The sequence below is a fragment of the Streptococcus oralis genome, from assembly GCF_006175905.1.
Lineage (GTDB): Bacteria > Bacillota > Bacilli > Lactobacillales > Streptococcaceae > Streptococcus > Streptococcus oralis_BG.
This window is the reverse complement of the sequence record NZ_SSNB01000001.1, coordinates 25,349-40,063: the sequence shown is the minus strand read 5'-3', so window position 1 is coordinate 40,063 and position 14,715 is coordinate 25,349. Positions and strand designations below refer to the sequence as shown.

The 14,715-nt window shown below is 41.8% G+C and carries 12 protein-coding genes; 9 read left to right on the top strand and 3 right to left on the bottom strand.

The window, feature by feature from the left end; translation table 11 throughout:
- The first annotated feature begins 80 nt into the window (after window positions 1–80).
- From E7Y33_RS00215 to E7Y33_RS00205, 3 genes are read left to right on the top strand one after another with little or no spacing between them, the layout of a single operon-like run.
- The gene (locus tag E7Y33_RS00215) at window positions 81–821 is read left to right on the top strand and encodes a DeoR/GlpR family DNA-binding transcription regulator (RefSeq protein WP_000920635.1); all 741 of its coding nucleotides are present in this window, start codon (window positions 81–83) and stop codon (window positions 819–821) included.
- On the top strand, window positions 818–1,729 hold the full coding sequence (gene pfkB / locus E7Y33_RS00210) for a 1-phosphofructokinase (RefSeq protein ID WP_000640799.1): 912 nt from the start codon (window positions 818–820) through the stop codon (window positions 1,727–1,729). Before E7Y33_RS00215 ends, pfkB begins: the two co-directional genes overlap by 4 nt.
- Window positions 1,726–3,684, top strand: coding sequence for a PTS fructose transporter subunit IIABC (locus E7Y33_RS00205; RefSeq protein ID WP_139689302.1), 1,959 nt, complete (start codon window positions 1,726–1,728; stop codon window positions 3,682–3,684). The genes pfkB and E7Y33_RS00205 overlap by 4 nt, the downstream gene beginning before the upstream one ends.
- A gap of 96 nt (window positions 3,685–3,780) precedes the next feature.
- Here E7Y33_RS00205 and E7Y33_RS00200 read toward each other — a convergent pair whose 3' ends face one another.
- Complete coding sequence (locus tag E7Y33_RS00200; RefSeq protein ID WP_139689301.1) at window positions 3,781–5,019, bottom strand: GmrSD restriction endonuclease domain-containing protein; 1,239 nt, start codon at window positions 5,017–5,019, stop codon at window positions 3,781–3,783.
- Between the two features lie 16 nt (window positions 5,020–5,035).
- Entirely contained in the window at window positions 5,036–6,052 is a 1,017-nt protein-coding gene (locus E7Y33_RS00195) for an adenine-specific methyltransferase EcoRI family protein (RefSeq protein WP_061421180.1), read from the bottom strand.
- A 453-nt stretch (window positions 6,053–6,505) separates the two neighbouring features.
- On the opposite strand from E7Y33_RS00195, the gene E7Y33_RS00190 reads away from it, so the two are divergent.
- The gene (locus E7Y33_RS00190; RefSeq protein WP_139689300.1) at window positions 6,506–8,812 is read left to right on the top strand and encodes a DNA translocase FtsK; all 2,307 of its coding nucleotides are present in this window, start codon (window positions 6,506–6,508) and stop codon (window positions 8,810–8,812) included.
- A gap of 44 nt (window positions 8,813–8,856) precedes the next feature.
- On the opposite strand, the gene E7Y33_RS00185 is transcribed toward E7Y33_RS00190, so the two are convergent.
- Window positions 8,857–9,282, bottom strand: a complete 426-nt coding sequence (locus E7Y33_RS00185) for a DUF6556 family protein (protein WP_139689299.1) — start codon at window positions 9,280–9,282, stop codon at window positions 8,857–8,859.
- Between the two features lie 137 nt (window positions 9,283–9,419).
- Between E7Y33_RS00185 and E7Y33_RS00180 the strand changes: the two genes are divergently transcribed.
- From E7Y33_RS00180 to E7Y33_RS00160, 5 genes are all read left to right on the top strand, one after another.
- A complete protein-coding gene (locus E7Y33_RS00180) occupies window positions 9,420–10,562 on the top strand; it encodes a cysteine desulfurase family protein (protein WP_125384651.1) in 1,143 nt (380 codons plus the stop codon).
- An 8-nt stretch (window positions 10,563–10,570) separates the two neighbouring features.
- Window positions 10,571–11,785 carry a tRNA uracil 4-sulfurtransferase ThiI gene (gene thiI / locus E7Y33_RS00175; RefSeq protein ID WP_001200094.1) on the top strand — a complete coding sequence of 405 codons (1,215 nt, stop codon included), beginning with the start codon at window positions 10,571–10,573 and terminating at the stop codon, window positions 11,783–11,785.
- Between the two features lie 137 nt (window positions 11,786–11,922).
- On the top strand, window positions 11,923–12,747 hold the full coding sequence (locus tag E7Y33_RS00170) for an alpha/beta hydrolase (protein WP_001016810.1): 825 nt from the start codon (window positions 11,923–11,925) through the stop codon (window positions 12,745–12,747).
- A 20-nt stretch (window positions 12,748–12,767) separates the two neighbouring features.
- The gene (locus E7Y33_RS00165; protein WP_044021030.1) at window positions 12,768–13,508 is read left to right on the top strand and encodes an esterase family protein; all 741 of its coding nucleotides are present in this window, start codon (window positions 12,768–12,770) and stop codon (window positions 13,506–13,508) included.
- A gap of 12 nt (window positions 13,509–13,520) precedes the next feature.
- The gene (locus tag E7Y33_RS00160) at window positions 13,521–14,687 is read left to right on the top strand and encodes an ATP-grasp domain-containing protein (protein WP_044021027.1); all 1,167 of its coding nucleotides are present in this window, start codon (window positions 13,521–13,523) and stop codon (window positions 14,685–14,687) included.
- Window positions 14,688–14,715: the final 28 nt, after the last annotated feature.

The window sequence follows — 14,715 nt, the reverse complement described above, 5'->3', positions numbered from 1 at the left end:
AAGAAAATGATAAAAAATGCTTGACTTTGATAGAAATTGTGCTAGAATGAATAGTGTAAACGATAACAGGAGGTGATTTGGTGTTAAAAACTGAGCGAAAGCAACTGATTTTAGAGGAGTTAAATCAACATCATGTAGTTTCCCTAGAAAAATTGGTTAGTCTATTAGAAACATCAGAATCGACAGTACGAAGAGATTTGGACGAATTGGAGGCGGAAAACAAGCTTCGCCGTGTGCATGGTGGAGCAGAATTGCCCCACTCCTTGCAGGAAGAAGAAACCATCCAAGAAAAATCTGTCAAAAACCTTCAAGAGAAGAAGATACTGGCTCAGAAAGCTGCCTCTCTTATTAAGGAACAAGATGTTATCTTTATCGATGCTGGAACGACAACTGCTTTTTTAATCAAGGAATTGGTTAATAAGAATATCACAGTTGTGACCAACTCCATCCATCATGCGGTTCAGTTGGTTGAAAAACAGATTCCAACTGTCATGGTTGGAGGGAGTGTCAAGATGGCAACAGATGCATGTATCGGGGGTGTTGCTCTTAACCAAATTAATCAATTGCACTTTGACCGTGCCTTTATCGGGATGAATGGTGTGGACGATGGTTATTATACGACTCCTGATATGGAGGAGGGAGCCGTTAAACGTGCTATTTTGGAGAATGCCAAACAAACCTATGTTTTGGTTGATTCGTCAAAGATTGGTCAAACTTGCTTTGCCAAGGTAGCACCGCTTAAACGCGCTATTGTCATCACAAGTCAAGGGCATGAGCTCTTGCAGGCTATTAAGAAGAAAACGGAGGTAATAGAAGTATGATTTATACAGTCACACTCAATCCGTCTATTGACTATATCGTGCGCTTGGACCAAGTTCAAGTCGGTAGTGTCAATCGTATGGACAGTGATGATAAGTTTGCTGGAGGGAAAGGAATCAATGTCAGTCGAGTTTTGAAACGCTTGGATATTCCAAATACAGCGACTGGATTTATCGGAGGTTTTACTGGTAAATTTATCACAGATACTTTGGCAGAAGAGGAAATCGAAACGCGTTTTGTCCAAGTAGCAGAAGATACTCGTATCAATGTCAAGATTAAAGCAGACCAAGAAACAGAAATCAATGGGACTGGTCCAAATGTGGAACCGGCTCAGCTAGAAGACTTGAAAGCTATTCTTTCAAGTCTGACAGCAGATGATACGGTTGTGTTTGCGGGTTCGAGTGCTAAGAACCTGGGCAATATTATCTATAAGGATTTGATTGCCTTGACACGTCAGACTGGTGCGCAAGTGGTTTGTGACTTTGAAGGACAGACCTTGATTGATAGTTTAAACTACCAGCCACTTTTGGTTAAACCAAACAATCACGAGCTTGGAGCTATCTTTGGAGTGAAACTCGAAAGTTTAGATGAAATCGAGAACTATGCTCGTCAGTTACTGGCCAAGGGAGCTCAAAACGTCATCATCTCTATGGCTGGGGACGGTGCTCTTCTTGTCACATCTGAGGGAGCTTACTTCGCAAAACCTATCAAGGGAACAGTCAAAAATTCAGTGGGAGCTGGCGACTCTATGGTCGCTGGATTTACCGGTGAATTTGTCAAATCTAAAGATGCAGTAGAAGCCTTCAAATGGGGAGTAGCTTGTGGAACAGCAACTACCTTCTCGGATGACTTGGCAACGGCGGAATTTATTAAAGAAACATATGAAAAAGTTGAGGTAGAAAAACGATGAAAATTCAAGACCTATTGAGAAAAGATGTCATGTTGCTGGATTTGCAGGCAACTGAAAAAACAGCTGTTATCGAAGAGATGATTAAAAGTTTGGTAGATCACGGTTACGTGACGGATTTTGAAACCTTTAAAGAAGGAATCTTAGCGCGTGAAGCTCTCACTTCCACTGGCTTGGGTGACGGAATTGCTATGCCTCACAGCAAAAACTCTGCTGTCAAAGAAGCAACGGTTCTCTTTGCAAAGTCAAACAAGGGTGTTGACTATGAAAGTTTGGATGGGCAACCAACAGACCTCTTCTTCATGATTGCAGCTCCAGAAGGTGCCAATGATACTCACTTAGCAGCCTTGGCAGAATTGTCTCAATACTTAATGAAAGACGGTTTTGCAGACAAACTTCGTCAAGTAACATCGGCAGATCAAGTTATCGAACTCTTTGACCAAGCTTCAGAAAAAGCTGAGGAACCTGTTCAAGCACCTGCCAATGACTCTGGCGACTTTATCGTAGCTGTTACAGCTTGTACGACAGGTATTGCCCACACTTACATGGCCCAAGAAGCCCTTCAAAAAGTGGCTGCTGAAATGGGTGTTGGGATCAAGGTTGAAACCAATGGTGCTAGCGGTGTTGGGAACCAATTGACTGCGGAAGACATCCGCAAGGCTAAAGCTGTTATCATCGCAGCAGACAAGGCTGTTGAGATGGATCGCTTTGATGGAAAACCTTTGGTTAACCGTCCAGTTGCAGACGGTATCCGTAAGACAGAAGAATTGATCAACTTGGCTCTTTCAGGAGATGCTGAAATCTACCGTGCTGCTAATGGAGCAAAAGTTGCAACAGCATCTAATGAAAAACAAAGTATCGGTGGAGCTTTCTACAAACACTTGATGAGTGGTGTATCTCAAATGTTGCCATTCGTTATCGGTGGTGGTATCATGATTGCCCTCGCCTTCTTAATCGACGGAGCTTTTGGTGTGCCACAAGATAGTCTTGGCAATCTCGGATCCTACCATGAACTAGCTTCTATGTTCATGAAAATTGGTGGAGCAGCCTTTGGCTTGATGCTTCCAGTTTTTGCAGGATACGTAGCCTACTCTATCGCTGAAAAACCAGGTTTAGTAGCTGGTTTCGTGGCTGGTGCTATTGCTAAAGAAGGATTTGCCTTTGGTAAAATTCCTTATGCCGCAGGTGGTGAAGCAACTTCAACTCTTGCAGGTGTCTCATCTGGTTTCCTAGGTGCCCTTGTTGGTGGATTTATCGCAGGTGCCTTGGTTCTTGCTATCAAGAAATACGTTAAAGTTCCTCGTTCACTTGAAGGTGCTAAATCAATCCTTCTCTTGCCACTTCTTGGAACAATCTTGACAGGATTTGTCATGCTAGCTGTTAACATCCCAATGGCAGCAATCAACACTGCTATGAATGACTTCCTAGGCGGTCTTGGAGGAGGTTCAGCTGTTCTTCTTGGTATCGTTCTTGGAGGCATGATGGCTGTCGATATGGGTGGACCTGTCAATAAAGCAGCTTATGTCTTTGGAACAGGTACGCTTGCAGCGACTGTTTCTTCAGGTGGTTCTGTAGCTATGGCAGCAGTTATGGCTGGAGGAATGGTTCCACCACTTGCTATCTTTGTCGCAACCCTTCTTTTCAAAAATAAATTTACCAAAGAAGAACGCAACTCTGGTTTGACAAACATCATCATGGGCTTGTCATTTATCACTGAGGGAGCGATTCCATTTGGTGCCGCTGACCCAGCTCGTGCGATTCCAAGCTTCATCCTTGGTTCTGCAGTAGCAGGGGGACTCGTTGGTCTTGCAGGTATTAAACTCATGGCGCCCCACGGAGGAATCTTCGTCATCGCTCTTACTTCAAATGCCCTTCTCTACCTTGCCTTTGTCTTGGTTGGTGCAATCGTAAGTGGTGTGGTTTATGGTTACCTACGTAAACTACAAGCAGTGAAATAAAAGGGAACTATATACCAGTTTACACCAACCACAAGATATAGTATTACCAATAATATCAAAAAAAGACGTTTCACGAATTTGAAACGCCTTTTAGTTTTAATAGTTGTTACCTTTTGAAGAATTGTGCTTTTTACATAATAACTGACAATTTTCAGGCACGGTTTTCCCACCTTTGCTCCAAGGAATTATGTGGTCGCCTGCCAACTCTTTAAGAGCATATTCTCTATTATTACCCTCATCTACACAATAGACACAGTGATGATTTTGTTCCTCATATTTCTGTTTGATAGTCTTATCATCAAAAAGTCTGAGTTGGAGATATTTTACATCCCCATAAATGATGTACTGGTAAATTCCTTTCATTTTAGTTGTAACTTCATCATCATTTACTAAGTCTGCTATTTTTTCGTTAATGACAGAAGCACTATTTTTGATGATATTGTTGTCTAACTGTCCTGATTGATACTCTTTGTAGATTGTTCCCCAATCCATACCTTTCAAACTGTTTTGATAGCTTATAAACTTTCCACGAACCCATTCAAGTATGGCAGAGAAATTTTGCCACAATTCAGATGCGTCAGCATCTCCCTGATGCTTCAACATGTAATCTTCGATTGTATTTGTACTGTCGTCATTGTCGTTTTGTGTAGCCCATTTAATAGCTGTTTGCAGATATTCTTGTCTATTCCAATTACCATTTAAGAGTGGTTCTGATTTGCCGTTATTCGGATTTTCTTCTGCAAGAACAACACCACGCCCACTTTTTGTTGAAAATCTTTGTTTAGCATCGGAAAGCCAAGTACCTGTATAAGCAGAATTTCTTAGTTCCTGTTCGTTCAGTGGTTCGCCTGCTGTATTGATAACGTGAAACCATTTCATTTTTTCAGAAGGCGTTCCTTTACAAACATATATATCCAACTCGTAATCAAGAATTTGTTCTGCTAAATCAGTTAGGTTCATTTGGAGATTTGGGAAATCTTGTTGTGGAGCACTAGACGGAAATTTGTTTGACTTTACAGAATAATTTCCCATAACATAGTTACAAATAGCTAATATACGCTGTTGCCCATCAAGTACTTCATACTGTCCATTCCCTAAGTCAACCCAATACATAATGCCAAGCGGACATTCTTCTAAAATAGTTTGAATAACTGCTTGCTTTTTATCGTCATTATACACGCTATTTCGTTGGTAAGAAGGGCGAATATTCAAATCTCCATTATATCCTTTTACCGCATCGGTAGTAGCACCGTCATCATTGTTGGTATAACCACTGGCTAAATCTCGAATTGTAAATGGTCTATCGAGTATATCTCTCAATCTGGTTACTTTCATTGTATTCTCTCCTTTGTTAATAACCTCTGTCTTCCGCACGACTGATAGGATTTAAATTTCTTATAAAAATACGTTTATAAACATTTTTGCCATCGAAACTAACATTGAAACTTTCTCCTTGTTTATGGTATGGTTCACCAGGATCTCCGTATGAATATGAACAACCTAATATTTCAAATTCTTTTGGATTGAACTTATCAATGAAAGTAATAGGAACGCCCATCATTCCTTCATAATCAATTGGTATATCTTTTACGTTATCTATATTTATTCCATTATAATTATCATATTTTGGGTATTTATCTTCAAATCCTTTATAATATTTATGAGCTTTTGTTTGGTCTAACTTATCTCCAATATGCCATAAGCCATCATGACGCTTTTGTAAATCTAAGTTAGTGTACCAACAAGCCATAATATGCTTAACTCTTCTGCTATCTTCATCTAATTTCTCATATTCTGCATCATCTGGAACATACAGCCAAAAATCAGAGTTCATTTTCCTAGCCCCAATCCAAATTTGGTTGTTCTGGATAAGCGGAAAAATTTCCTTGTATGTTACAGAGTTTTTGTTCCCAATAACGATAAATTTTTTCTGATGTTCCATTATTTGAGCAATGTACTCTCTAAATAAGCTAAACGGTGGATTTGTAACTATAATATCAGCTTCTTTTAAATAGTTTATACTATCTTGACTACGAAAATCGCCTGCTGTATATTTTTTATCCCCATGAATAGTAACAATTTCACCAGCATCCATATTGAAGTCGTCACCACCTTCATAAATCAAAGCATAAGACGGTTCGCTATCCTCTTGAAAATGTGTTGCTATCAGTTTTTTTAGACCTAAGCTGGTAAAGTTATTGTGAAAATATCGCCAAAAATTGGACTGGGTTGGGTCATCACAATTACAGTAAATTACTTTATCTCTAAAATGCTCTCTATAATGCCCCATTTCCTCAGCGATGTCTTTATAACGAGTATAAAATTCATCATTTTTAGCTTTTTTAGCGTTATGAAGTGAGCCAGCCATTATGCCACCTCGCTTCTAAAACCAACAGAAAAGACTTCTCCACAAAAACGTGAAAAAGCCTGTTTTAGTGCTTGACAAAAAACACGTCCGATTACATAATCAGCGTGAGCTGTGAGCTGTGAGCTGTGAGCTGTGAGCTGTGAGCTGTGAGCTGTGAGCTGTGAGCTGTGAGCTGTGAGCTGTGAGCTGTGAGCTGTGAGCTGTGATTGAGTTCATACCAATCATTCCTTTACTTTTTGATAGTTTTATTATATCAAAATTTCAAAATTTTGCATATCTCTTTTTTTGATGAACAGTCAGCTGGATCATAAAGGATATTAAAAAGATGTTCTGAAATTGCTTAGAGAGGGAAACCATGAATAAGAAAATTTTATTTGCATCTCTTAATACTAAACTATCCAGGGAAATATTGACCTTTTTCGAAATGGCTGTGAAATATGGTATAATAGAAGAATGGCAAACAAGAATACTACAAAAACAAGACGGAGACCGTCTAAAGCAGAACTCGAAAGAAAACAAGCTATTCAGAGGATGTTGATTTCCTTAGGGATTGCCTTATTGTTGATTATTGCAGCCCTCAAGCTCGGTGCGGCGGGTATCACCCTTTATAATCTCATTCGACTGTTGGTTGGAAGTTTGGCCTATGTGGCCATAGGTGGCCTCCTCATCTATCTTTTTCTTTTTAAATGGATCCGCAAGCAGGAGGGACTTCTGTCAGGCTTTCTCTGTATCTTCGCTGGCTTACTCTTAATTTTTGAGGCTTACCTTGTCTGGAAATTTGGCTTGGAGCAGGCAGTTCTAAAAGGGACCTTGTCTCAAGTTATGACGGACTTGACTGGTATGCGAGTGACTAGCTTCGCTGGTGGAGGCTTGCTTGGTGTTGGACTTTATACCCCCATATCCTTTCTTTTCTCAAATATCGGATCGTACTTTATTGGAGTTCTCTTGATTCTAGTTGGGGCACTCTTGGTTAGTCCCTGGTCTATTTATGATGTTGCAGCCTTTATTGGAACTCAGTTTAGATCTTTCATGGAAAAACAGGAACGGAGAAAACAGGAACGCTTCATCAAGAGAGAAGAAGAGAAGGCTCGTCAAGAAGCTGAAGAAGCAGCAAGAATCAAGAGAGAACAAGAAGAACAGGATGCATTGCCGCTTCCTCCTGTAGATCCTGAAACGGGAGAAATCTTATCAGAGGTACCAGACTACGATTTCCCACTAATTCCTGAGGAAGAGTGGATTGAACCGGAGATTATCCTCCCTCAAACTGGTTTTGACGTTCCAGATGTGGAAGAAGACTTTGAGGATGAAGAGGTGCAGGTTGATTTTTCTGCCAAGGAAGCCCTCGAATACAAGCTACCAAGCTTGCAACTCTTTGCGCCAGATAAACCCAAAGATCAGTCCAAGGAAAAGAAGATTGTTCGAGAAAATATCAAAATCCTAGAAGAAACCTTTGCTAGCTTTGGTATCAAGGTAACGGTTGAACGGGCTGAAATCGGCCCATCAGTAACCAAGTATGAAGTCAAGCCTGCAGTTGGTGTGCGGGTTAACCGCATTTCTAACTTGGCAGACGACCTAGCGCTTGCTCTAGCGGCCAAGGATGTTCGGATTGAGGCACCAATACCTGGTAAATCCTTAGTCGGGATTGAGGTTCCTAACTCTGAAATTGCGACTGTTTCCTTCCGAGAACTCTGGGAACAGTCTCAGACTAAACCAGAAAATCTCCTCGAAATTCCTCTAGGTAAGGCTGTCAATGGAACTGCTCGCACCTTTGACCTTTCCAAGATGCCCCACCTACTGGTTGCAGGTTCGACGGGATCAGGGAAGTCAGTCGCAGTTAATGGCATTATCGCTAGCATTCTTATGAAAGCAAGACCCGACCAGGTCAAGTTTATGATGGTGGATCCAAAGATGGTTGAGTTATCGGTTTACAACGACATCCCTCATCTCTTGATCCCAGTTGTGACCAATCCACGAAAGGCCAGCAAGGCTCTCCAAAAGGTCGTGGATGAGATGGAAAACCGTTACGAACTCTTCGCTAAGGTTGGAGTACGAAATATCGCTGGTTACAATGCCAAGGTTGAGGAATTTAATAGCCAATCTGAGTACAAACAAGTACCGCTGCCTTTGATTGTTGTCATTGTAGATGAGTTGGCTGACCTCATGATGGTGGCTAGCAAGGAAGTAGAAGATGCCATCATTCGTCTCGGACAGAAGGCGCGTGCTGCAGGGATTCACATGATTCTCGCAACGCAACGTCCATCGGTTGATGTCATCTCTGGTCTCATTAAAGCCAATGTCCCATCTCGTGTGGCTTTTGCAGTTTCATCAGGTACAGATTCACGAACCATCTTGGATGAGAATGGAGCAGAAAAACTGCTCGGTCGAGGAGACATGCTCTTTAAACCAATTGATGAAAATCACCCAGTCCGCCTACAAGGATCCTTTATCTCAGATGATGATGTCGAACGCATCGTAAACTTCATCAAGGCTCAGGCAGATGCGGACTACGATGACAGCTTTGATCCAGGAGATGTTCCTGAAAATGAAGGAGATTTTTCTGATGGTGAAGCTGGTGGCGATCCGCTTTTTGAAGAAGCTAAGGCTTTGGTTATCGAAACCCAGAAAGCTAGCGCTTCGATGATTCAGCGTCGTTTGTCAGTTGGATTTAACCGTGCGACTCGCCTGATGGAAGAACTTGAAATGGCAGGTGTCATCGGTCCAGCTGAGGGAACCAAACCACGAAAAGTATTGCAACAATAAAAAAATAGCTTCTTTCCAAATCTGGAAGGAAGTTATTTTTTTGATTACTGGTTCGTTTTAGTTTCAGAACTCGTCGTATTTGACTGTGTTCCATTATCGCTTGTTTCTTTATTTGTAGCTGGTGTAGAAGAGTCCTGAGTTGTTGTTTTCTGTTCTTCTTTTTTCTCCTCTTTTTTATTGGATTGAGAAGTTTCTTCCTGCGAGGTATTTTCTTTAGTAGAAGTGTTGTCCTTGTTAGGTGTAGTATTTTCCTGAGGGGCTTCCTTTTGAATTTCCTTGACAACAGTTGTTTGGGTTGTCGTCGGTTCTTTCTTGTTGTTTTTGTTATTATCCATGGCGTTCATGATGGTGATAGTAGCAGTGATGAGACCAAGGATACTACCGATGGTAGCAATCGTTTTTTGAAAGACAGTAAATCCCTTTTTGATGTGTTCTGTTTTTGGTTTTGAAGTTCTACGATAGTTAGACATGATACTCTCCTTTAATTATGATTTATTATACCTCATTTCTTTAAAAAAATCTTAAAAAAAGAGAAACCTCCCTTTCTTGTCGCAGGTCTCTTTTCGTGATACAATAGAAGGAGTGATTTTAGAAAGCGTGAGAAAACATGATCTACTTTGATAATTCGGCGACAACCAAGCCTTATCCTGAAGCACTTGAAACTTACATGCAGGTCGCTTCAAAAATTGTAGGAAATCCGTCTAGTCTCCATCGTTTGGGAGATCAGGCAACACGAATTTTAGATGCTTCCCGGCAGCAAATTGCAGATTTGATTGGGAAGAAGAGTGATGAAATCTTCTTTACCTCTGGCGGAACAGAAGGGGATAACTGGATCATCAAGGGTGTGGCCTTTGAAAAAGCCCAGTTTGGCAAGCACATCATCGTATCAGCCATTGAGCATCCAGCAGTCAAGGAGTCAGCCATCTGGCTGAAAAGTCAAGGTTTTGAGGTAGATTTTGCCCCAGTTGATGAGAAAGGATTTGTAGATGTCAAAGCTCTAGCAAGTTTGATTCGATCGGATACAACGTTAATTTCGGTCATGGCAGTTAACAATGAAATCGGATCTATCCAGCCTATTGAGGCTATCTCAGAACTGTTGGCAGATAAGCCGACTATTTCCTTCCACGTTGATGCAGTTCAGGCACTTGCTAAGATTCCGACTGAAAAATACCTGACGGATCGGGTGGATTTTGCAACCTTTTCGAGCCATAAGTTTCATGGTGTCAGAGGTGTTGGCCTTGTCTATATCAAGTCTGGTAAGAAGATTACGCCTCTTTTAACAGGTGGTGGTCAAGAGGGAGACTATCGTTCGACAACTGAGAATGTAGCAGGGATTGCAGCAACAGCCAAGGCCCTCCGTTTGTCTATGGAAAAATTAGCTATCTTTGCTAGCAAGACAGGGCAGATGAAGGCAGTCATTCGTCAAGCCCTTCTGGATTATCCAGATATTTTTGTCTTTTCGGATGAGGAAGACTTTGCCCCTCATATCCTGACTTTTGGGATTAAGGGGGTTCGTGGAGAAGTCATCGTTCATGCATTTGAAGACTATGATATTTTCATTTCCACAACCTCTGCTTGTTCGTCCAAGGCTGGAAAACCTGCGGGGACCTTGATTGCCATGGGAGTGGACAAGGATAAGGCCCAGTCAGCTGTGCGTCTTAGCCTAGACCTTGAAAATGATATGAGTCAGGTTGAGCAGTTTTTGACCAAGCTAAAATTAATTTACAATCAAACTAGAAAAGTAAGATAGGAGCATTTATGCAATATTCAGAAATTATGATTCGCTATGGAGAATTGTCAACCAAACACAAAAATCGTATGCGTTTCATCAATAAACTTCGTAATAATATTTCGGACGTTTTGTCCATCTATCCTCAAGTTAAGGTAACCGCAGACCGCGACCGTGCCCACGCTTACCTGAATGGAGCTGATTATACAGCAGTAGCAGAATCTCTCAAACAAGTCTTTGGGATCCAAAACTTTTCTCCCGTTTATAAAGTTGAAAAGTCTGTAGAAGTCCTTAAATCAGCTGTCCAAGAGATTATGAAGGAAATCTATAAGGAAGGGATGACCTTTAAAATCACTAGTAAGCGTAGCGACCACAACTTCGAATTGGATAGTCGTGAACTTAATCAAACTCTTGGTGGTGCTGTTTTCGAGGCTATTCCAAACGTGCAAGCTCAGATGAAAAATCCAGATATTAATCTTCAGGTTGAGATTCGTGAGGAGGCTGCCTATCTTTCCTATGAAACCTTTCGTGGAGCAGGAGGATTACCTGTGGGAAGTTCTGGTAAAGGCATGCTCATGTTGTCAGGAGGGATTGACTCACCTGTAGCAGGTTATCTAGCTCTTAAACGAGGGGTAGATATTGAGGCGGTTCACTTTGCTAGCCCGCCATATACTAGTCCTGGTGCCCTCAAGAAAGCCCACGATTTGACTCGGAAATTGACCAAGTTTGGTGGCAATATCCAGTTTATTGAGGTGCCTTTCACTGAGATTCAAGAGGAAATCAAGGCTAAGGCGCCAGAAGCCTACCTTATGACCTTGACGCGTCGTTTTATGATGCGCATTACCGACCGTATCCGTGAGGTACGAAATGGTTTAGTTATCATCAATGGGGAAAGTCTTGGTCAAGTAGCGAGCCAAACTTTGGAAAGCATGCAGACTATCAACGCTGTGACTAGCACTCCAATTATTCGTCCCGTGGTTACGATGGACAAGTTGGAAATCATTGACATCGCGCAGGAAATCGATACCTTTGAAATTTCAATTCAGCCTTTTGAGGACTGCTGTACTATTTTTGCGCCTGATCGTCCTAAGACTAATCCTAAGATAGAGAATGCTGAGCAGTATGAAAAAAGGATGGATGTTGAAGGTTTGGTTGAGCGTGCAGTGGCAGGGATTATGATCACGAAGATTACACCACAAGCTGAAAAAGATGCTGTCGATGAGTTAATTGATAATCTCCTCTAATCAGAAAAACCAGAAGAATTTAGAATATTAAGTGAGAAAAGTTAGTTATTTATCCCTTAAAATGGACAATTACTGACTTTTTTTCTATTTTTATGGTATAATGAGATAAAATTTTGAATATAGAGAGTTTTCTGACAATGAATCATTCCTACTTTTACTTAAAAATGAAAGAACACAAACTCAAAGTTCCTTATACAGGAAAGGAGCGTCGTGTGCGTGTGCTCCTGCCAAAGGACTACGAGAAAGACACAGACCGTTTTTACCCTGTTGTTTACTTTCATGATGGGCAAAATGTCTTTTACAGCAAGGAGTCCTATATCGGTCACTCTTGGAAGATTATTCCAGCTATTAAGCGAAATCCTGACATCAGTCGCATGATTGTTGTTGCTATTGACAATGATGGCTTGGGGAGGATGCATGAGTACGCTGCTTGGAAGTTCCAAGAATCTCCTATCCCAGGTCAACAGTTTGGCGGTAAGGGTGTGGAGTATGCCGAGTTTGTCATGGAAGTGGTCAAGCCTTTTATCGATGAAACCTATCGTACCAAAGCTGATCGCCAGCATACGGCTATGATTGGTTCGTCACTAGGAGGCAATATTACTCAGTTTATCGGACTAGAGTACCAAGACCGAATTGGTTGTCTAGGTGTCTTCTCATCTGCTAACTGGCTTCACCAAGAAGCCTTTAACCGCTATATCGAGCGCAAGAAATTGTCGCCTGAACAGCGCATTTTCATCTATGTAGGAACAGAAGAAGCAGACGATACGGACAAGACCTTGATGGCTGGCAATATCAAGCAAGCCTATATCGATTCGTCGCTTCGCTATTACCGTGATTTGATTGCAGGTGGAGTACACTTGGATAATCTTGTTTTGAAAGTTCAGTCTGGTGCTATCCATAGTGAGATTCCATGGTCGGAAAATTTACCAGACTGTCTCCGATTTTTTGCAGAGAAATGGTAAGTTAGGAAAGGAGAAAGCCAATGCATATTGAAAACCTTAGCCACTGGAGTGGCCATCTCAACCGTGAAATGTATCTCAACCGTTATGGACATGCTGGGATTCCAGTTGTTGTTTTTGCTTCATCTGGTGGCAGTCACAATGAATACTATGATTTTGGCATGATTGATGCCTGTGCTTCCTTTATCGAGGAGGGCCGCGTCCAGTTCTTTACGCTATCCAGTGTGGACAGTGAGAGCTGGCTGGCTACTTGGAAAAATGCTCATGACCAGGCGGAGATGCACCGCGCCTACGAACGCTATGTAATTGAGGAGGCCATTCCTTTTATCAAGCATAAGACAGGTTGGTTTGATGGCATGATGACGACAGGATGCTCAATGGGGGCTTACCATGCACTTAATTTCTTTCTCCAGCATCCAGATGTCTTTACCAAGGTGATTGCCCTCAGTGGTGTTTACGACGCACGTTTCTTTGTTGGCGATTACTACAATGACGATGCTATTTACCAAAACTCGCCAGTAGATTATATCTGGAATCAAAACGACGGCTGGTTTATTGATCGTTACCGTCAGGCAGAAATCGTCGTTTGTACGGGACTTGGTGCCTGGGAACAAGATGGTCTGCCATCTTTCTACAAGCTCAAAGAAGCCTTTGACCAGAAACAAATTCCAGCCTGGTTTGCTGAATGGGGACACGATGTAGCCCATGACTGGGAATGGTGGCGTAAACAAATGCCTTATTTTCTTGGACACCTGTATCTATAAAAGGAGTTGCCTATGAATTACCTTGTTATTTCTCCCTATTATCCACAAAACTTTCAACAGTTTACTATTGAACTAGCTAGTAAAGGCATCACAGTATTGGGAATTGGTCAAGAACCCTACGAGCAACTGGATGAGCCTTTGCGCAATAGCCTGACCGAGTATTTCCGTGTAGACAATCTTGAGAACATAGACGAAGTTAAGCGTGCTGTTGCCTTTCTTTTCTACAAGCATGGTCCTATCGACCGCATCGAGTCGCACAATGAATACTGGCTTGAACTAGACGCAACACTCAGAGAACAATTCAATGTCTTTGGTGCCAAACCCGAAGATCTTAAAAAAACCAAGTTTAAGTCTGAGATGAAGAAACTCTTCCAGAAGGCAGGCGTACCAGTTGTACCTGGGGCTGTTATCCAGACAGAAGCAGATGTAGACCAAGCAGTCGAGACGATTGGCCTACCAATGATTGCCAAACCTGATAACGGAGTGGGAGCGGCAGCAACCTTTAAGCTTGAGACAGAAGAAGATGTAAATCACTTCAAGGAAGAGTGGGACCATTCTACCGTTTATTTCTTTGAGAAATTTGTCACTTCTAGTGAAATCTGTACCTTTGACGGGCTTGTGGACAAGGATGGCAATATCGTCTTTTCAACGACTTTCGATTATGCCCATACACCACTTGATCTCATGATTTATAAGATGGACAATTCTTACTATGTGCTTAAGGATATGGATCCTAAGCTGCGCAAGTATGGCGAGGCCATCGTCAAAGAATTTGGAATGAGAGAACGCTTTTTCCATATCGAGTTTTTCCGTGACGGGGACGACTACATTGCCATTGAGTACAATAACCGTCCTGCAGGTGGCTTTACCATTGATGTTTATAACTTTGCTCACTCTTTGGACCTCTATCGTGGCTATGCAGCTATTGTCGCAGGAGAAGAGTTCCCAGCATCAGAGTTTGAACCACAATACTGTTTAGCTACATCACGTCGTGCCAATGCAAACTATGTCTATTCAGAAGAAGACTTGCTTGCTAAGTACAGCCAGCAATTCAAGGTCAAAAAAATCATGCCAGCAGCCTTTGCAGAGCTACAAGGGGACTACCTTTATATGCTGACCACTCCGAGTCGCCAAGAGATGGAGCAGATGATTGTAGACTTTGGTAAGCGTCAAGAATAATGATTAGGACAAAAGGAGTTTGGCTCCT